General features: G+C 72.7%; 18 protein-coding genes. 12 read left to right on the plus strand and 6 right to left on the minus strand.

The features are described 5' to 3' along the window. Positions 1 to 18 precede the first annotated feature (18 nt). Positions 19 to 864 carry a polysaccharide deacetylase family protein gene (locus tag EDD90_RS12960; RefSeq protein ID WP_123973162.1) on the plus strand — a complete coding sequence of 282 codons (846 nt, stop codon included), beginning with the start codon at positions 19 to 21 and terminating at the stop codon, positions 862 to 864. Between the two features lie 18 nt (positions 865 to 882). Further along, entirely contained in the window at positions 883 to 1065 is a 183-nt protein-coding gene (locus tag EDD90_RS12965; RefSeq protein WP_123973163.1) for a hypothetical protein, read from the plus strand. Here the strand turns inward: EDD90_RS12965 and EDD90_RS57205 are convergent. Together EDD90_RS57205 and EDD90_RS57210 are read right to left on the minus strand one after the other, a co-directional pair. After that, on the minus strand, positions 1057 to 1728 hold the full coding sequence (locus EDD90_RS57205) for an ABC transporter (RefSeq protein WP_123973164.1): 672 nt from the start codon (positions 1726 to 1728) through the stop codon (positions 1057 to 1059). The two genes, EDD90_RS12965 and EDD90_RS57205, sit on opposite strands and share 9 nt — an antisense overlap. Beyond that, a complete protein-coding gene (locus tag EDD90_RS57210; RefSeq protein ID WP_123973165.1) occupies positions 1725 to 2597 on the minus strand; it encodes an ATP-binding cassette domain-containing protein in 873 nt (290 codons plus the stop codon). The genes EDD90_RS57205 and EDD90_RS57210 overlap by 4 nt, the downstream gene beginning before the upstream one ends. 134 nt (positions 2598 to 2731) lie before the next feature. On the opposite strand from EDD90_RS57210, the gene EDD90_RS12980 reads away from it, so the two are divergent. From EDD90_RS12980 to EDD90_RS13005, 6 genes are all read left to right on the plus strand, one after another. Further along, positions 2732 to 3424: a peptidyl-tRNA hydrolase gene (locus EDD90_RS12980; RefSeq protein WP_123973166.1), complete on the plus strand. Its 693-nt coding sequence runs from the start codon at positions 2732 to 2734 to the stop codon at positions 3422 to 3424. A 105-nt stretch (positions 3425 to 3529) separates the two neighbouring features. Then, positions 3530 to 4321 (plus strand): DUF4142 domain-containing protein, encoded by a 792-nt coding sequence (locus EDD90_RS12985; protein WP_185149063.1) that lies wholly within the window; start codon positions 3530 to 3532, stop codon positions 4319 to 4321. Positions 4322 to 4457: 136 nt separating this feature from the next. Next, positions 4458 to 5735 (plus strand): DUF692 domain-containing protein, encoded by a 1278-nt coding sequence (locus tag EDD90_RS12990; RefSeq protein WP_123981205.1) that lies wholly within the window; start codon positions 4458 to 4460, stop codon positions 5733 to 5735. Between the two features lie 395 nt (positions 5736 to 6130). Further along, a complete protein-coding gene (locus tag EDD90_RS12995; RefSeq protein WP_123973167.1) occupies positions 6131 to 6934 on the plus strand; it encodes a DUF4142 domain-containing protein in 804 nt (267 codons plus the stop codon). 96 nt (positions 6935 to 7030) lie between these two features. Continuing rightward, positions 7031 to 7810 carry a TIGR04222 domain-containing membrane protein gene (locus tag EDD90_RS13000; RefSeq protein WP_123973168.1) on the plus strand — a complete coding sequence of 260 codons (780 nt, stop codon included), beginning with the start codon at positions 7031 to 7033 and terminating at the stop codon, positions 7808 to 7810. 152 nt (positions 7811 to 7962) lie between these two features. Beyond that, positions 7963 to 9606, plus strand: coding sequence for an alpha/beta hydrolase (locus EDD90_RS13005; protein ID WP_123973169.1), 1644 nt, complete (start codon positions 7963 to 7965; stop codon positions 9604 to 9606). A 13-nt stretch (positions 9607 to 9619) separates the two neighbouring features. Here EDD90_RS13005 and hemQ read toward each other — a convergent pair whose 3' ends face one another. Together hemQ and hemG are read right to left on the minus strand one after the other, a co-directional pair. Next, complete coding sequence (gene hemQ, locus EDD90_RS13010; protein WP_123973170.1) at positions 9620 to 10351, minus strand: hydrogen peroxide-dependent heme synthase; 732 nt, start codon at positions 10349 to 10351, stop codon at positions 9620 to 9622. Positions 10352 to 10356: 5 nt separating this feature from the next. Then, a complete protein-coding gene (gene hemG, locus EDD90_RS13015) occupies positions 10357 to 11808 on the minus strand; it encodes a protoporphyrinogen oxidase (RefSeq protein ID WP_123973171.1) in 1452 nt (483 codons plus the stop codon). Positions 11809 to 11962: 154 nt separating this feature from the next. Between hemG and EDD90_RS13020 the strand changes: the two genes are divergently transcribed. Together EDD90_RS13020 and EDD90_RS13025 are read left to right on the plus strand one after the other, a co-directional pair. Further along, positions 11963 to 12859: a DUF4349 domain-containing protein gene (locus tag EDD90_RS13020; RefSeq protein ID WP_123973172.1), complete on the plus strand. Its 897-nt coding sequence runs from the start codon at positions 11963 to 11965 to the stop codon at positions 12857 to 12859. 37 nt (positions 12860 to 12896) lie between these two features. Further along, on the plus strand, positions 12897 to 14288 hold the full coding sequence (locus EDD90_RS13025; protein WP_123973173.1) for an FAD-dependent oxidoreductase: 1392 nt from the start codon (positions 12897 to 12899) through the stop codon (positions 14286 to 14288). Between the two features lie 84 nt (positions 14289 to 14372). Here EDD90_RS13025 and EDD90_RS13030 read toward each other — a convergent pair whose 3' ends face one another. Continuing rightward, positions 14373 to 14675 (minus strand): hypothetical protein, encoded by a 303-nt coding sequence (locus EDD90_RS13030; protein WP_185149064.1) that lies wholly within the window; start codon positions 14673 to 14675, stop codon positions 14373 to 14375. Between the two features lie 121 nt (positions 14676 to 14796). On the opposite strand from EDD90_RS13030, the gene EDD90_RS13035 reads away from it, so the two are divergent. Next, positions 14797 to 15621 carry a rhomboid family intramembrane serine protease gene (locus EDD90_RS13035; protein ID WP_123973175.1) on the plus strand — a complete coding sequence of 275 codons (825 nt, stop codon included), beginning with the start codon at positions 14797 to 14799 and terminating at the stop codon, positions 15619 to 15621. Positions 15622 to 15627: 6 nt separating this feature from the next. Here the strand turns inward: EDD90_RS13035 and hemE are convergent, their stop codons facing one another. Next, the gene (gene hemE / locus EDD90_RS13040) at positions 15628 to 16695 is read right to left on the minus strand and encodes a uroporphyrinogen decarboxylase (protein WP_123973176.1); all 1068 of its coding nucleotides are present in this window, start codon (positions 16693 to 16695) and stop codon (positions 15628 to 15630) included. Positions 16696 to 16815: 120 nt separating this feature from the next. Between hemE and EDD90_RS13045 the strand changes: the two genes are divergently transcribed. After that, positions 16816 to 17502, plus strand: a complete 687-nt coding sequence (locus EDD90_RS13045) for a DUF3000 domain-containing protein (protein WP_123973177.1) — start codon at positions 16816 to 16818, stop codon at positions 17500 to 17502. Positions 17503 to 17556 lie beyond the last annotated feature (54 nt).

Here is a 17556-nt window from a genome sequence, read left to right on the forward strand (position 1 = left end):
CCGACCTACGTTCATACGGTGATCCGATCAGCACGCCGTCTTGCCGGTACGACCGCCGCCTGCGTCGCCCTGGGCGCCGCGCTCGCCGCCTGTGGCTCCGCCCAGGCCCCCCAGGCGGGCCGTCCGGCCCCCGCCAGGCCCGCAGCCAAGCCACCCACTCTCCCCGCGGGCCCCGGCGGCGCGGCGCCCGTCTTCTTCCACGGTCCGCGCACCCTGGGCAAGACCGTCGCCCTGACCTTCGACGCCGACATGACCGCCGACCAGGGGCCGCGTGCGGCCGCGGGCGAACACTTCGACAACCCGGCGCTGATCGAGACCCTGCGCCGCCTGAAGGTACCGGCCACGATCTTCATGACCGGCCGCTGGGCCGACCAGTACCCGGAGCAGGCCCGCTCGCTCGGCGGCGACCCGCAGTTCGAGGTCGCCAACCACTCCTACAGCCACTACGCGTTCACCGACGACTGCTACGGCCTGCCGACCGTCTCCGCCGCGAACATGAAGTCGGACGTGCAGCGGGCCTACACCGCGCTGCTCCGCGCGGGGGTGCCGCACCCGATGCCGTACTTCCGCTTCCCCGGCGGCTGTTACGACCAGCAGGCGCTGCGCGCGGTCGGCAAGCTCGGGGTCACCGCGGTGCAGTGGGACGTGGTGAGCGGCGACGCGTTCGCGACGGACGCCGACGCGGTGACCAAGCAGGTGCTGGACGGGGTGAAGCCCGGTTCCGTGGTCGTCATGCACTGCACCCGCAGCGCCGCCCCGACCACCGACGAGGTGGTCCGCACCGTCGTACCGCAGCTGCGCAAGCAGGGCTTCCGGTTCGTGAAGGTGTCCGAGCTGATCGGGCAGACACGGGGTCACCGGTGACCGTCCTACGCTGGAGGCATGAGCGACGAGGGCTACTGCACGATCACCGAGGGCGCGAAGCCGCCACGGGCGGACGGACCGCCGTATGCGGAGTGCGTGCTGTGCCGGGAGCCGACGGAGTATCCGGAGTCGTACAAGGGCATCACGATGTGCCCCAGGTGCGAGTGGCAGGAGGCGCAGCGGACCGCCTGTTCAGGGTGAGCGGCGGCCGTTGAGGGCGCAGGCCACGGCGAAGGCCGCGGTGGCGAGCAGGACCGCCGCGGCCACCGGCAGCGGGGAGACCGGGATCCGGCCGGATTCCGAGCCGGTGACCAGGCCGCTGACCGCCGCTTGCGCCGGGGAGCCGGCCGCCACCGTCGAGAGCAGCGCGGCGAGCAGCATCGCCGGCACCGCCCGGCCCGGCGAACGCAGCAGCGGCCGGTTGGTGAGCGCGCCGACGGCGCTGCCGAGCAGCGCACAGGCGAGGGTCGCGAGGAGACCGGCGGCTCCGGCCCGCAGGGCCGGTACGGGGAGCCGGTGGTCGTTGGTGGCGTGCTGACTGATCACCGTCACCAGCAGGGTGGCCGCCGTACCGAGCACCACGGCGGCGAACAGGGCGGTGAGCAGGGCGGCCAGATGGGCCCTGGCCGGGCCACGCGCCGCCACGACGCAGGCCCGGGCGGCGGGCGGCTCGCCCGTGACACAGATGCGTACCAGCCAGGCGGCCACCGGCAGCAGTCCGGCGGCCGTGTAGCCGAGCGAGTCCAGCACCGGCTGACCGCTCTGCACACCCACGCCCAGGAACACGGCGTACAGGATCACCGGCGGCAGCCAGCGCTGGGAGCGCAGGAGGAGAGCGGTCTGGTAGCGCAGAAGTGCGGTCATGGGCGGTCTTTCTCGTCCGGTGGGACGTCCGGGGCGCTGACGGTGACCACGTGCCAGGGCGGCCGGGCCGTGAGCAGGGCACGCAGGACCACGTCCGAGTGGGACACGGGAACCGTAAGACGGTAGGTGCCGGGGGCCGGTTCCTCGGCCGAGGCCGCCGTACGGGTCGCGTCGGCGGGGAGACGGCCGCCGGCCGGTCCCTGGACGATGACGACGGTGTGCGGGCCGACGGGTGCGGCCACTTGCCCGGTACGGGGTCTGAGGGTGCCGTCGACGACCTGGTGGGTCGCGTCGGGTACGCCCGCGAGGCGCCGTGGATCGTGGTCGACGAACACCACGGCACCCCCGGCGGCTGTGCGCTCCGCGACGGCCCGCTCCAGCTCCGCCCGGGCCTCGGCGTCCAGGCCGGTCCACGCCTCGTCGAGGACGAGGAGTTCGGGGTCGGCGAGAAGGGCCTGGGCGACAGCGACCTTCTGGCTGGTGCCCTTGGAGAGGTGGGCCATGGGGGTGGCCGCGTAGGCCCCGGCGCCGAACCGCTCCAGCCAGTCCGCGGCGCGGGCGGCTGCCGTGCGGCGGGAGAGGCCGTGGACGGTGCCGAGGTGGGTGAGGTAGCCGACGGGGGTGAAGGGGAGGGCCGACGGGAAGCGCTCGGGCACGTACGCGGTGCGCGGGCGGCCGGTGATACGGCCCTCGGTGGGGGTGTCTATCCCGGCGACGAGGCGGAGCAGGGTGGACTTGCCGGTGCCGTTGGCTCCCTCCACGCGGGTGAGGGAGCCGGGGGTGATGGTGAGGTCGACGCCTCGTAACACCCAGGGGCCGCGTATGCCGTAGCGGCGGCCTACGCGGACCAGTTCAAGATCACGGTGCATGAGGACATTGTCGTGCCGGATCGGGGTGGTGAGTTGCGGTTGTGTGCGGGCTGCAGGTGCGTGGGGGCCGTTCGCGCAGTTCCTCCCCCGGCCTTCGGCCGGGGGTACCCCCAGCGCCCCTTAGGGTTGGTCCGGTGAGCGCCCCTTTCCAGGTCTCGGCCAATAGCCGGGACGAAGCACCCCAGTTCGTCCTGCCCCTTGTGGTACGGATAGAGAAGTCGGCTCCTCCGAACCGTACCGATGCTCTCGAGACGGCCGCCCGGGCCGTGCTGACCATGCTCAGCGACGAGCGGGCCCTCGGGGACGGGGAGTGGGCGCAGGCCGTTCGGGACTGGGAGGACGCCCGGATCCGGAAGGTCGTGCGGCGGGCCCGGGGCGCCGAGTGGCGGCGGGCCGAGGGGCTGCCCGGGATCACCCTCACGGGGAAGTCCGCCGAGGTACGGGTGTTTCCGCCCGTTCCCCTGGACGGGTGGCCCAAGGATCTGGCCAAGTTGCAGGTGTCGGGGACGGAGTTGGAGGACCCCGAGCCGCCCGTCGGCGCCGACCGGTCCGAGGCCGTGCTCTGGATGAACCCGGAGTTGGAGATGTCGGCCGGGAAGGCGATGGCGCAGGCCGGACACGGGGCCCAACTGGCCTGGTGGGAACTGTCGGAGGAGGAGCGGGAGGCCTGGCGCGAGGCCGGGTTCCCGCTCGCCGTGCGGACCGCGGACCCTGCCGAATGGCCTCGGCTGACGGGCAGCGGGCTGCCGTTGGTGCGGGACGCCGGGTTCACCGAGATCGCGCCGGGGTCCTGCACGGTGGTCGCGGACCATCCCGCACTGCGCTGACCTCGGCTCTTTTACTTATCGTTGGAAACTTTGCCGTTTGTTTGAACACCGCCGCCGTCACACCCGTACGTCCTGGCACCGAACCAGCGACACAGGGAGGCAGCCTTGCGGCGTTTCACCAGTACGGCCATGATCACGGCGGCCCTCGCCACCACGATCGCCGCGGTCGCCTTCCCCGTCTGGTCCTACTCGGACCGGGCCGGCACCGGGGAGGCGAACCTGGCGGCGGGGACCGTGGCCACCCAGTGGGGCCCGCTGAGCGCCGCCGACCGCGATCTGATCGTGCGGGTCCGGCTGGCCGGGCTGTGGGAGCTGCCGGCCGGGCAGCAGGCCGTCCAGCGGGCGCCGAGCGCGGCGATCCGGGAGGCCGGTGACCATCTGATCGTCGGCCACACCGACCTGGACAAGCGGGTGCGGATCGTCGCCGCGCAGCTGGGCGTCGAGCTGCCCAACGTGCCCAACGAGCAGCAGCAGGGCTGGCTGCAGGAGATGTCGGCGGCGACCGGCGCGGAGTACGAGTACAAGTTCGTCAACCTGCTGCGGGCCGCGCACGGCAAGATCTTCCCGGCGGTCGGGGCGGTGCGGAACAGCACCCGGAACAGCCTGGTGCGGCAGCTGGCCTCGGACACCAACCAGACCGTCCTCGACCACATCACCATCCTGGAGAAGACCGGCAAGGTCGACTTCGACGCCATCGCCAACGAGGTCGCGGGCGCGAGCACGGCCAGCCCGACCGGCCCGGCCGCGCCGGTGCCGGGGCAGGTGGTGCCGTCCGCGCCGGTCGCCCAGGCCAGCGGCGACGTGCGGACGACGTCCAAGCCGTCGCCCGGTGCGCCGGGCACGGTGAACACCTCGCGCCCGGACCCGGCGGACACGCTGGGCGTGCTCGGCCAGTAGCCGACGAACTCACGAGCTCCCCGGAGCGCGGCCCCGAACCTCAAATGTTGCTCTGAAGCGGCAGGCAACGCGGTTCGCGGGCGCGCTCCGGGGCCATACCCCCGTCACTCGGAGCAGGAGGGGGACGGTCATGACCTTGGAGCGGCTGGGGACGGGCATCGGCTGGCGGCCGGAGATCGCGGACGCCGTGGAGCGGATGCCGGGCATCGACTGGGTCGAGGTCGTGGCCGAGAACACCTGCCCGGGCCACCTCCCGGAGTCGCTGCGGCGGCTGCGCGAGCGCGGGGTGACCGTCGTGCCGCACGGGGTGTCGCTGGGGCTCGGCGGCGCGGACCGCCCGGACGAGGGACGGCTCTCGGCACTCGCCGAGCGGGCGGAGGCGCTGGGCTCTCCCCTGGTCACCGAGCACATCGCGTTCGTCCGCGCGGGCGGCCCGCTCACCGCCTCGCCGGTCCTGGAGGCCGGCCATCTCCTCCCCGTGCCGCGCACCCGCGACGCGCTCGACGTCCTCTGCGAGAACGTCCGCATCGCCCAGGCCGCGCTGCCGGTGCCGCTCGCCGTGGAGAACATCGCCGCGCTGATCGCGTGGCCGGGCGAGGAGATGACCGAGGGGCAGTTCCTGTACGACCTCGCCGACCGGACCGGGGTACGGTTGCTGATCGACGTGGCGAACCTGCACACCAACCACGTCAACCGCGGCGAGGACCCGGCGAAGGCGCTCGCCGAACTCCCCGTCGAGGCGATCGCCTACGTCCATGTCGCGGGCGGCTTCGAACGGGATGGCGTCTGGCACGACAGCCACGCCCATCCGGTGCCCCCGGCGGTCCTGGACATCCTGACCGCGCTCGCGTCCCGGGTCGCGCCGCCGGGTGTGCTGCTGGAGCGGGACGAGAACTTCCCGGATCCGGCCGAGCTGGAGCGGGAACTGGCGGGGATCCGGGCGGCAGTGGCGGCGGGGTGTGGGGTTGCTCACGCCGACGACGGGGCCGGCGAGCCGAAGCCGACGGCCGCCGTCGCCGACACCACCCGGCAGCGGGTCGGGCTCGCGCAGGCCGCGGTGCTGTCGTCCCTGGTGGCGGGGACGCCGGTGCCGGAGGGGTTCGACCGGGTGCGGATGGGGGTGCAGGCGCGGGCCCTGGCGGCGAAGCGGGCGGACGTGGTGGCGAAGGTGGCGCCGGAGCTGCCGGAGATTCTGGGGGACGGCTATCGGGCGGCGTTCCTGGCGTACGCGCAGGAGCGTCCGATGACAGGGGGCTATCGCCGGGACGCGCTGGAGTTCGCGGGCGGGTTGCTGCGGGAGGGGTGGGCGGGGGACAAGGGGTCCCATCGGCGATTGCGGAAGTGGTGGCTGGACCGGTCGGGGCCGGAGCCTCGGCGATCGGTCGTACAGAGGGCGTTGCTGCGGAGGGGGTGACTCGCTGAGGGCGGGGGGTCCGCTTACCGGCGCCGGCAGGCTGCCGCTGCGCCCACCCGTGCCGCCCTGGGGCCCCCTCTGGGGGGGAGGCGCGCATGCCCGCAGCTATGTAGCTGACGCGACTGCACCGCCCCGTAAGGGGCGCGGGGAACTGCGCGACCAGCCCCCAGCAACCCGCACCCTTCCACGGCGGCATGCCCGCAGCTACGCGAACTGAAAAGGCACGGTGACTACAGCGCCCCCGTCAGGGGCGCGGGGAACTGCGCGACCAGCCCCCGCCCACCCGCACTCGCCCCCCGGCCCGAACCCACCCTTGGCCAGACCTCCCCCAGCAACCCACCGGTAATATGCCAAATCCGCGCGGCGAAGCCCCACCGTGCGGTGCAGGAGGCATCATGCGTGCGCGTTCCCGACACCCCGTCCAAGGCCGAGGCATATTCAGCGGTACCGGGGTGATCATCGTCGGTCTCACCGCGACCATCGCCGCCCTGGTCTTCCCGATCTGGTCGTACGCCGACCGCTCGGACCCGACCGGTGCGGTGAACGTGCTCAGCGCGCAGACCGTGTCGACCCGGTACGGCCCGCTGTCCGCGCTGGACCGGGACTTCATCGTCAAGGTGCGGCTGGCCGGGCTCTGGGAGCTGCCGGCCGGGGAGATGGCGGAGGAGAAGGGCACCACGGCGGCCGTACGGACAGCCGGGCAGCACCTCGTCGACGGGCACGCCGCCCTCGACGCGCACGTCCGCAGCGTCGCCACCCAGCTCGGCGTGCCGATCCCCGACGGGCCCAACGTCCAGCAGCAGCAGTGGCTCGCCACGCTGACCGCCGCGCAGGGACAGGACTTCGACCGGGAGTTCGCGAACATCGTGCGGCTGGCCCACGGCCGGGTCTTCTCCGTGGTCGCCCAGGTCCGCGCCGGCACCCAGAACACACTGGTCCGCGAACTCGCCGACGACGCCAACACCACCGTCCTGGACCACATCAAGGTCCTGGAGGCCACCGGGTACGTGGACTTCTCGACGCTGGCCCGGCAGTTGGCGGTCACTCCCTCCCCCGTAGCCTCACCGCCCGTCGTCGCCCCGCGCGACGCGAGCCCGCTCCTGCCCTCGCCGACGACGTCACCGACCCCGTCGCCCTCGTCGCCGTACACCCTGCCGCCCGCCACCACCAGCCCGCCACCGGCCTCCGACAGCCCCTGACCTGCACGGGAAACGGAACGTCACATACCCACAACACTCGGTCCGGAATGTGAACAGGGCATGGCGATTCCCAAGCCGCTGGCATAGAAACATGTCATGTTCTGGGTCCTTCTCCTGCTCCTGGCCTGGGCCGTCGCCGGCACCGCCTGCACTCGGCTGTGCCTGGCCGCCGTACGGACGGCGGCCGCCGACGCGGACGCGGGCCGAGGACACGATCTGACGCTGTACGAGGCCGCGTTCCTGTCCGGCGGACCCGCGCGGGTCGCCGATCTGACCTTGGTGTCCATGGCCCGGGAACGGCGGCTGCTGCTCGCCCACACCGGCTGGGCGACCGTCGTGGACCCGCGTGGCCGGGACGAGATGGAGCGGTCGGTGATAGGGGCCATCGGGCCCGAAGGGCAGTCACGGATAGCACCGGTACGGTCGGCGGCGGCCGACACGGACGCCGTACGGAGTCTCGGCGAAGGGCTGGTGCGGGCGGGCCTCGCGGTGCCCGACGCGGCGGCGCGTACGACGGTCGCGTCGGGCGTCCGGCAGGTCCGGGCCGCCGCGCTGGCGGTCTTCGGCCTGGGTGTGGCCGCGCTCACGCTGCCCACCCCGACCGAGATGCCCCGCGACCTGGTCGCCGTCTGGTTCGCGCTGCCCCTCACCCTGACGCTGAGCTGCCTGGGTATCGCCCGGGTGGAGGTGCACCCGTACTCGCGCTGGGCCTCCCCGGCCGGGCAGCGGCTGCTGGGCGTGCTGCACCGGCGGGCGAACCGTGCGGTCGACGACCACTCGCTGCTGACCTCCGTCGCGGTGCGCGGAATCCGTGCGATCGGTGAGCCGGAGCTGCGTGCGGCCTTCGCACACCGGGACCAGCTCCCGCGGGAGTGAGCGGGGCGCATAGGTGGATTGACGCCGACACCGGCCCGATGGTGCTTGCCTTCACCGGTAACCGGTCGAAATATCCCTTTTATTGCTGCCGTGCAGTCGCTGCGGTGCCGTAGCCGCCACGCCACCGCAGCCGTGCACCGAAGGGATACGCCATGAGAGCCCCCGCCCTGTACTCGGCCGCCGGGTCCCTGCTGCTGACCACCCTGGCCGCCGCCCCGGCCGGGAGCGCCACCCGCGTCCCGGCCACGACGGCGGCCGAACTCCACGGCACCGCCGTGGCCGCGGAGCGCGCCCGGGCGCAGGGCATCGACTTCGGCAGGTGCGCCGCCGACCTGGAGGTGCCGGACTCCTTCCGGTGCGGCACCGTGAGCGTCCCGCTGGACTACGCGGACCCGGACGGCAAGCAGATCAAACTGACCGTCAGCCGGGTGCGGGCCACCCAGAAGGACCCGCACAACAGCAAGCGCAAGGTGCCCCGGCAGGGCGCCCTGGTCTTCAACCCGGGCGGGCCCGGCGCCTCCGGCATGGGCTTCCCGATGGTCGGTGTGCTGCCCGAGTGGAAGAACATCGCCGCCGCCTACGACCTGGTCGGCTACGCCCCGCGCGGTGTCGACCGTTCGGCGCCGCTGTCGTGTGTCGACCCCGGACACTTCTTCAAGGCGCCGTCGGGGTCGCTGACGCACCCCTCCGAGTCCTACAAGAAGGCACGGATCAAGGAGGCGAAGGCGTACGCGCAGGGCTGTCTCAAGCGCTCCGGGAGCAGGCTGCGCCACTACACCTCGCTCAACAACGCCCGTGACCTGGACGTACTGCGGGCCGCGCTCGGTGAGGACCGGCTGACGTTCATGGGCGCGTCGTACGGCACCTACTTCGGCGCGCTGTACGCGACCCTGTTCCCCTCGCACGTACGGCGGATGGTGCTGGACTCGGTGGTCGACCCGGACCCGGCGCAGATCTGGTACCGCGACAACCTGGAGCAGTCGGCCGCGTTCGAGAGCCGCTGGGCGGACTTCCGGGAGTGGATCGCCAGGCACGACGACGTGTACGGGCTCGGCGACACGGCCGCGAAGGTGCAGGCGAGTTACGACAGGGCGAGCAGGCGGCTGGCCAAGAAGGCGGCCGGCGGGAAGGTCGGGCCGGGACAGTTGCAGGGCGCGTTCCTGTCGGCCGGGTACTACGACGACTACTGGCCGAGCCGGGCGGAGGCGCTGTCCAGGTTCCTGAAGGGGGACTCCAAGCCGCTGGTCCGGCTGGCGGCGCCGGCGCCGGAGACGGCCGCCGAGGCGGAGAACGGCAACGCGGTGTACACGGCCGTCGAGTGCAACGACGCTCCCTGGCCGGCGGACTGGAAGACCTGGGACCGGGACAACACCCGGCTCGCGCGCGTGGCGCCGTTCGAGACCTGGGACAACGCGTTCATGAACCTGCCGTGCGCCTACTGGCCGGTGCCCCGGCAGCAGGCCCTCGACGTGCGGACGGGTCCCGGTGAGCTGCCGCCGACGCTGATCCTGCAGGCCGAGCGGGACGCGGCCACGCCGTACGCGGGTGCGCTGGAGATGAACCGGCGCCTCGCCGACTCGGTGCTGGTGACCGAGCGGGACGCGGGCACGCACGGCGTCGCCGGCGGCCCCAACAAGTGCGTCAACGGGTACCTGGACGCCTATCTGCTGGAGGGCCGGCTCCCGGATCGGCGCGCGTCCTGCGCGGGGCATCCGGAGCCGAAGCCCGCGCCGGTCGACTCGGCCCGGCACAGGAAGCTCCGGGAGTCCCTGAAGGGCAAGGCCGACCAGCGCTGAGCCCGGAGGAGTCTCAGGCGAGGCCCGCGACCAGCTCCGCGATGTCCTTGCGGCGGCCCGTGTAGAACGGGACCTCCTCGCGGACGTGCATCCGGGCCTCGGAGCCGCGCAGATGGCGCATGAGGTCGACGATGCGGTACAGCTCGTCGGCCTCGAAGGCCAGCAGCCACTCGTAGTCGCCGAGGGAGAAGGAGGCGACCGTGTTGGCGCGCACGTCCGGGAAGCCGCGGGCCATCTTGCCGTGGTCGGCGAGCATCCGGCGGCGGTCCTCGTCCGCCAGCAGGTACCACTCGTACGACCGCACGAACGGGTACACGCTGACGTAGTTGCGCGGGGTCTCGTCGGCGAGGAACGCCGGGATGTGCGAGCGGTTGAACTCGGCGGGGCGGTGCAGCGCCATGTTCGACCACACCGGCGTGAGGGCGCGGCCCAGCCTGGTGCGGCGGAAGAGGTTGTACGCCTCCTGGAGCTGGTCGCTGGTCTCGGCGTGCCACCAGATCATCAGATCGGCGTCGGCGCGCAGACCGGAGACGTCGTAGGTGCCGCGGACGGTCACGTCCTTGGCGGCGAGCTGGTCGAACAGCTCCTGGACCTCGTCGGCGTAGCCCGCGCGGTCCTCGGGCAGCACGTCCTTCAGCTTGAAGACGGACCACAGCGTGTAGCGGATGACCTCGTTGAGGTCCTTGGCCAGCTTGCCCTTGTTCGGGATCCTGCCGGACTCGGTGGTGGGGGCGTCGTCACTCATGGTCCCTATTCTCCCGCTCCGCCGTGCAGACTCTGCACCGGGTTGGCCGTCAGCTCCGCCACCCCGCTGAGGTCCCCTGCCAGCTGGTCCACGGCCGCGTTCGCGCTCGCGATGCAGGCGGGGATGCCGACGCCGTCGTACTGCGCCCCGCAGACCGCGAGACCCGGGAGCTTGGCGACGTGCTCGCGGACGCGGGCCACGCGCGCGTGGTGGCCGACGGGGTACTGGGGCAGGCCGTCGGTCCAGCGGGTGACGCGGGTGGCGACGGGGGCCGCGGCGAGTCCGGTGGCCTCGCGCAGGTCGTGGCGGGAGACGTCGACGAGGTCGCCGTCCTCCCGCTGGAGGACCTCGGTCTCGCCGTACCGTCCGACCGAGGTGCGCAGGACGGCGACGTCGGGGTCCTCTTCGGCGATCCAGCCCCATTTCCGGGAGGCGAAGGTGGAGGCCTTGATGGTGCGGCCGTCGACGGGCGGGACGAGGAAGCCGCTGCCTTCGGGGAGGGCGAGGTCGGCACGGCGGTAGGCGAGCGTGATCAGGGCCATCGAGGCGTACTCGACGCCGGCCAGTTCGGCCGCGGCGGCGGGCGCCTCGGCGCGCAGCAGGGCGGCGGCGGCCGGGGCGGGAACGGCGACGATCACGGCGTCGGCGTGCAGCGCCCGGCCCTCGGTGACGACGCGCCAGCCCTCGGTGTCCCGGCGCAGCTCGGTCACCGGCGCTCCGGTCAGGATCTCGCCGCCCCGCGCCCGTACCGACTCGGCCACCGCGAGCGGCAGGGTGCCCACGCCGCCCTCGATGCCCATGAACACCGGCCCGGTCTGCCGGCCCGCGGCGGCCTTCGCCTGGATCTCGCGGACGGCCTCCGTCAGCGAGTCGTGGGTCTGCGCGGCCTGGTAGAGCTGCGGGACCGCCGAGCGCATCGAGATGCGGTACGCGTCGCCCGCGTAGACGCCGCCGAGCAGGGGCTCGACCAGCCGGTCGACGACCTCCCGGCCCAGCCGCGCGGCCACGTACTCCCCCACCGCCACATCGTCGCCGACCTCGGTGCGGGGCAGGTCGGCGTCGCGCTCGATACGGGCGAGGCCCTCGTCGGAGAGCACCCCGGACAGCGCGGCGGCGGTGCCGGGGACGCCCATGACATGCCCCTTGGGCATGGGGCGCAGGGCACCCCGGGTCCAGATCGACGCGCTGGCGGTGGCCGGCGGCTGCAGCCGCTCGCCGAGGCCCACCTCGCGGGCGAGGGCGACCGCCTCGGGCCGGCGGGCCAGCATCGACTCGGCGCCCAGGTCGACCCGCACGCCCGCGATCTCACCGGGCAGCAGCTTGCCGCCGACCCTGTCCGAGGCCTCCAGCACGGTCACGCGCGCGCCGCGCTCCAGCAGCCGGTGGGCCGCGGCGAGGCCCGCGATCCCGGCTCCGATGACGACGACATGCCCCGTGCCCGTACCCGTTGCGCTCATGGCCCCACTCTCTCAGACCGCATCGACAGGCCCGCCCCGGCCCGGTGACCCGTACGCGTCCGGACCGTGACCGCATCGGGACCGTCGCCCTCAAACGTCCCGCCCCGTCCCGGCGTCGAAGGAGCGTCATTCGTCACCACCTTCGGGGGGAACCATGCGCCATCCCGTACGACCCGCCCTCGCCGGCGTCCTGCTCGCCGCCGCTCTCGTCCTCACCGGATGCGGCAAGGCCGGCAGCTCCAGCGGCGGCTCCGCCAGTGACGCCAAGGCCGATGTGCACGGCACGGCCCAGGAGGCGGCGGGCTCGGCAGGCGCCAAGGACAGCGGCGGCAAGGGGACCGACAAGGCCACGCCGGACCTGACCGTCAGCCGCATCATCCGCACCGCCTCCCTGACCGTGCAGGTCAAGGACGTACCCAAGGCCCTGGACGAGGCCCGCACCACCGCCGAGAACGCCGGGGGCTATGTCGGCGACGAGACCACCACCCGGGACTCCCAGGGCCATGAGCGGACCCGGGTGGTCCTGCGCGTGCCGACCGAGAAGTACGACGAGGTGCTCACCGATCTCCAGGGCGCGGGCAAGCTGCTCGACCGCACTTCGAAGGCGCAGGACGTCACCGACCAGGTGGTGGACGTGGACAGCCGGATCAAGTCGCAGCGGGCCAGCGTGGACCGGGTCCGTGAGCTGATGGACCGGGCGACCAAACTCGGTGACGTGGTCACCCTGGAAGGGGAGTTGAGCAGCAGGGAGGCCGACCTGGAGGCGTTGCTCGCCCAGCAGGCGTCGCTGAAGGACCGCACCAGCCTGGCCACCATCACCCTGTCGCTCACCCAGACGCCGGTGAAGAAGGCGGCCGCGAAGGACGATTCCCCGGGGTTCGTGGACGCCCTGTCCGGCGGCTGGCACGTCTTCGTCACGATGCTGCGCTGGGTCGCCCTGGCCCTGGGCGCGGCCCTGCCGTTCGCGGCGCTGGCGGCCCTGCTGGCGCTGGTGTGGTGGAGGCTCGTACGCCGCCGCCGTACCACCGCCGAGTCCGGCAGTGAGACCTGAGCGAGCCCGAAATTCCCGCTGCCCGTAGCGTGTTCGCATGAGCATGAACAGTGGGCGGGAACGGCTGGTCGTGATCGGCGGGGACGCCGCGGGTATGTCCGCGGCGTCCCAGGCGCGCCGGCTGCGGGGACCGGACGAGCTGGAGATCGTGGCGTTCGAGCGCGGTCACTTCTCCTCCTACTCGGCGTGCGGCATCCCGTACTGGGTCGGCGGGGACGTCGGGGAACGGGACCGGCTGGTCGCCCGCTCGCCCGAGGAGCACCGGGCGCGCGGGATCGACCTGCGGATGCGCACCGAGGTCACGGAGATCGACGTGGCCGGGAAACGGGTACGCGCGCGTGACGTCGATTCCGGCGCCGAGTCCTGGACGTCCTTCGACAAGCTCGTCATCGGCACCGGCGCCCGCCCGATCCGCCCCGACATGCCGGGCGCGGCCGCGCCGGGCGTGCACGGTGTGCAGACCCTCGACGACGGCCAGGCCCTCCTGGACACGCTGGCACGCACGCGTGGCCGTCGGGCCGTGGTGGTCGGCGCCGGTTACATCGGCGTCGAGATGGCCGAGGCGATGATCAACCGGGGTTACGAGGTGACGGTCGTCAACCGCGGCAGCGAGCCCATGTCCACGCTCGACCCGGACATGGGCCGCCTGGTACACAAGGCCATGGAGGGCCTCGGTATCACCATGGTCAACGACACCGAGGTCACCGAGGTGCTCACCGGCCAGGACGGCGGGGTGCGCGCGGTGGCCACGGAGGACGCCGAGTACCCGGCGGACGTGGTGATCCTGGGTATCGGTGTGCGCCCCGAGACCCGCCTCGCCGCGGCGGCGGGCCTGCCCCTCGGCGGGCGCGGCGGTCTGCTGACGGACCTCGCGATGCGGGTGCGCGGCCATGAGGACATCTGGGCGGGCGGCGACTGCGTGGAGGTCCTGAACCTGGTCTCGGGCCAGGAGCAGTACATTCCGCTGGGCACCCACGCCAACAAGCACGGCCAGGTCATCGGCACCAATGTGGGCGGCGGTTACGCCACGTTCCCGGGCGTCGTCGGCACGGCGGTGAGCAAGGTGTGCGACCTGGAGATCGCCCGCACCGGTCTGCGCGAGAAGGACGCCCAGCGGGTGGGCCTGCAGTTCGAGACGGTCACCATCGAGTCCACGAGCCGCGCCGGCTACTACCCCGGCGCGGACCCGATGACGGTCAAGATGCTCGCGGAACGCCGCACCGGCCGCCTCCTGGGCGTCCAGATCGTGGGGCGGGAGGGCGCGGGCAAGCGGGTCGACATCGCGGCGGTGGCCCTGACGGCGGAGATGACGGTGGAACAGATGACGGCCCTGGACCTGGGCTACGCCCCGCCGTTCTCACCGGTATGGGACCCCGTACTGGTGGCGGCGAGAAAAGCGGCATCAAAGGTGCGCGAGGTGACTTACTGACGGGGGATGCTCATCCCTGCCCAGGGGTGCGGGGCACTGCGCGACCAGCCCGCACGCACCCGCACCCGCACCCCGCAACGCGACCTAAGCCGTCCCGCTGATCCTCGGAAGCGAAGTAACCCCCGCCCCTCCCGGCGCAGCCGCGGCAGCGGGCTGCTCCGCCCCGGGACGGGCGTGTGCCGCCGCGGGCCGTGTGGACCGCAGCCGATTGCTCACCGCCTCGTCCAGCGTCACCGGCCGCTGCATCTGCGCGGCCAGCCGCCCCGCCTCCTGACCGAGCCGTGCCACGTCCTCCCAGGGAAGCCGCACCACGAGGGAGAGCTCCGCCTCGCCGTCGGGAAGCGCCTGCATGGGAGGGAATACCTGAGGAGTAACCCGCTCGTTCATCGCCTGTTCCTCACGTCGCCTGGACCGCACGTCGGTTTCACACACATACGCACGCGACCGTGCCGACGTTCACCGAAACGCCCCCTGCTTCGGCCCATCCTTCCCTGGGCACTACTTACCTGTGGTCATACCCGTCCATGACGTGAACCCGGTGCGCCGCACGCCGTATGTGACGTACGCACTCATAGCCGCGAACATCCTGGTGTTCCTGTTCACGCCCGGCATAGCCGGCTCCGTGGCGGGCGGCAGCGATCTGGCGCAGCTGTGTCATCTGCAGGCCTTCATGGACCACTACGCGGCGGTCCCCAGAGAGCTGATCCACCATCAGATGCCCCAGGTGGTCCCGACCGGGCAGGTGGGGCTCGCCCGGAGCGGTCCCGGCTGCGTGGTCGGACCGCCGAGCTACGACAAGTCGCCGGCGCTGTCCGTCTTCACGGCGATGTTCCTGCACGGCAGCTGGCTGCATCTGCTGGGCAACATGCTGTTCCTGCTGATCTTCGGCAACAACGTCGAGGACCGGATGGGCCACGTCCGGTACTTCCTCTTCTATGTCGTCTGCGGCTACGCGGCCGGCTACGGCTTCGCGCTCGTCAACGACACCTCGGGCGACCCGCTGATCGGCGCGTCCGGTGCGATCGCCGGCGTCCTGGGCGCCTATCTGGTCCTCTACCCGCGGGCCAGGGTGTGGGTGCTGGTGCCGTTCCTGATCTTCCTGCCGCTGCGGTTGCCGGCCTGGCTGGTGCTGGGCTTCTGGTTCGTGCTCCAGGCCGTGTACTCGTCCGGCGAGGGCGTCTCGGACGCCGGGACCGTGGCGTACGCGGCACACGTCGTCGGCTTCATCGCGGGCATGCTGCTCGCCTGGCCGCTGAAGCCGGGCACGCCTCCGCCGCCGGAGCCGCGCGGCCTGCTGTTCGGCAGGCGGGCCCGGCCCCGGCCCGGCTGGTAGGCGGGTTCAGCGCACGGTCTGGGAGTGGACGTACTCCACGAGCCGGGTCAGCGCGTCCGGGTCGGTGGACGGCATGACGCCGTGCCCGAGGTTGAAGACATGGCCTTCGAGGCCGGCGGCCGCGTCGAGCACCTCGCGCGCCTTGGTCTCCACCACGTCCTTGCCGGCGAACAGGACCGTCGGGTCGAGGTTGCCCTGGAGCGCCTTGCCGGGGCCGATCCGGCGGGCGGCCTCGTCGAGCGGAACGCGATAGTCGACGCCCACCACGTCCGCACCGGCCTCGCCCATGAGCCGGAGCAGTTCGCCGGTGCCGACGCCGAAGTGGATGCGCGGGACGCCGTACCCGGAGACGGCGTCGAAGATCTTCGCGGAGGCGGGCAGCACCGAGCGCCGGTAGTCGGCGGGGGCGAGCGCGCCGGCCCAGGAGTCGAAGAGCTGGACGGCGGAGGCGCCGGCCTCGATCTGCACCTTGAGGAACGCGGCCGTGATGTCGGCGAGGCGGTCGAGGAGGTCGGCCCAGAGCTCGGGGGCGCCGTACATCATCGCCTTGGCGTTCTCGTACGTGCGCGAGGGGCCGCCCTCGATGAGGTAGCTCGCGAGGGTGAACGGGGCGCCGGCGAAGCCGATCAGCGGGGTCGCACCCAGCTCCCGGGTGAGCAGGCCGATCGCCTCGGTGACGTAGGAGACGTCCTCGGGCGTGAGGTCACGGAGCTGCGCGAGGTCGGCGCGGGTGCGGATCGGGTGCGCGACGACCGGGCCGACGCCGGGCTTGATGTCGAGGTCGACGCCGATGGCCTTGAGCGGGACGACGATGTCGCTGAAGTAGATCGCCGCGTCCACGTTGTGCCGGCGCACGGGCTGGAGTGTGATCTCGGTAACCAGCTCGGGCCGCGTGCAGGACTCCAGCATCGGGACGCCCTCGCGCACCTTGTGGTACTCCGGCAGTGAGCGCCCGGCCTGCCGCATGAACCACACGGGGGTGTGCGGCACGGGTTCACGCCTGCACGCCTTCAGGAAGGCACTGTCGTACGTCGCTGTCGGCTGCTGGCCCGCGGGGCTTCCGTTCGCACTCACGACGGCAAGTCTCGCACGCCCCCGAAGCCGCCGTGGCCGCGCCCTGTACGGCACCTCGGGTGGTGCCTTAGGTGGTGTCTCTCCCTGCGCGAAGGCGTCGTTCCCCTTACTCTTCCCCGCATGGCTGCGGCTCAGGGACGACTGTCGGACGGCGCTGGCGGGACGGGCGAGGGGAAGGACACCGGGGAGGGGCAAGGGAATACGGGCAGTACGGCGCCACCGGTACCGCAGGCCTTCCGGGCCGCGGTCGACGCGTTGCGCGGCGCACGGCTGCGGCCGCAGGTCGAGGTGGAGCCGACGCCCGCGCCGCAGCGGCTCGCCCCGTTCGCGTACGCTCTGGAGGCGGCGGTGGTCGACGGCGACCAGGATCTCGCCGACGGGCGTCTCGTGCTGCTGCACGACCCGGCCGGGCACGACACCTGGCGCGGCACGTTCCGGCTGGTCACGCTGGTGCGCGCGGAACTGGAGCCGGAGATGGCGGCCGACCCGCTGCTGCCGGAGGTCTGCTGGTCGTGGCTGACCGGGGCGCTCCAGGCGCGCGGTCTGTCGTACGGGGAGCCGAGCGGGACCGTGACGCGCGCGAGTTCGCACTACTTCGGCGGGCTGTCCGAGCGTCCCGCCGCCTCGCAGATCGAGATCCGGGCCTCCTGGACGCCCCGGGAGGGCCGCTCCGGCGTCCCGGACACCGCGGGGCACCTCGCCTCCTGGTGCGACCTGCTGGCGCAGGTCGCGGGGCTGCCGCCGGCCGCCCCCGGCGACGCCTCGGTGGTGTCGCTGCCGCAGCGCCGCGACCCGCAGGCCCGCTGAGCCCTTACCACGCCCCTTCACCACCATGGAGCGGGACCCGTCCACCCGGGTCCC

The organism is Streptomyces sp. Ag109_O5-1, from assembly GCF_003814875.1.
Lineage (GTDB): Bacteria > Actinomycetota > Actinomycetes > Streptomycetales > Streptomycetaceae > Streptomyces > Streptomyces sasae.

What these genes read in the sequence shown, in the direction of transcription:
- EDD90_RS12965 (WP_123973163.1), top strand. Translation starts at nt 883, where the DNA reads ATGAGCGACGAGGGCTACTGCACGATCACCGAGGGCGCGAAGCCGCCA.
- EDD90_RS57205 (WP_123973164.1), bottom strand. Translation starts at nt 1,728, where the DNA reads ATGACCGCACTTCTGCGCTACCAGACCGCTCTCCTCCTGCGCTCCCAG.
- EDD90_RS57210 (WP_123973165.1), bottom strand. Translation starts at nt 2,597, where the DNA reads ATGCACCGTGATCTTGAACTGGTCCGCGTAGGCCGCCGCTACGGCATA.
- EDD90_RS12995 (WP_123973167.1), top strand. Translation starts at nt 6,131, where the DNA reads ATGCGTGCGCGTTCCCGACACCCCGTCCAAGGCCGAGGCATATTCAGC.
- EDD90_RS13000 (WP_123973168.1), top strand. Translation starts at nt 7,031, where the DNA reads ATGTTCTGGGTCCTTCTCCTGCTCCTGGCCTGGGCCGTCGCCGGCACC.
- EDD90_RS13005 (WP_123973169.1), top strand. Translation starts at nt 7,963, where the DNA reads ATGAGAGCCCCCGCCCTGTACTCGGCCGCCGGGTCCCTGCTGCTGACC.
- hemQ (WP_123973170.1), bottom strand. Translation starts at nt 10,351, where the DNA reads ATGAGTGACGACGCCCCCACCACCGAGTCCGGCAGGATCCCGAACAAG.
- hemG (WP_123973171.1), bottom strand. Translation starts at nt 11,808, where the DNA reads ATGAGCGCAACGGGTACGGGCACGGGGCATGTCGTCGTCATCGGAGCC.
- EDD90_RS13020 (WP_123973172.1), top strand. Translation starts at nt 11,963, where the DNA reads ATGCGCCATCCCGTACGACCCGCCCTCGCCGGCGTCCTGCTCGCCGCC.
- EDD90_RS13025 (WP_123973173.1), top strand. Translation starts at nt 12,897, where the DNA reads ATGAGCATGAACAGTGGGCGGGAACGGCTGGTCGTGATCGGCGGGGAC.
- EDD90_RS13030 (WP_185149064.1), bottom strand. Translation starts at nt 14,675, where the DNA reads ATGAACGAGCGGGTTACTCCTCAGGTATTCCCTCCCATGCAGGCGCTT.
- EDD90_RS13045 (WP_123973177.1), top strand. Translation starts at nt 16,816, where the DNA reads ATGGCTGCGGCTCAGGGACGACTGTCGGACGGCGCTGGCGGGACGGGC.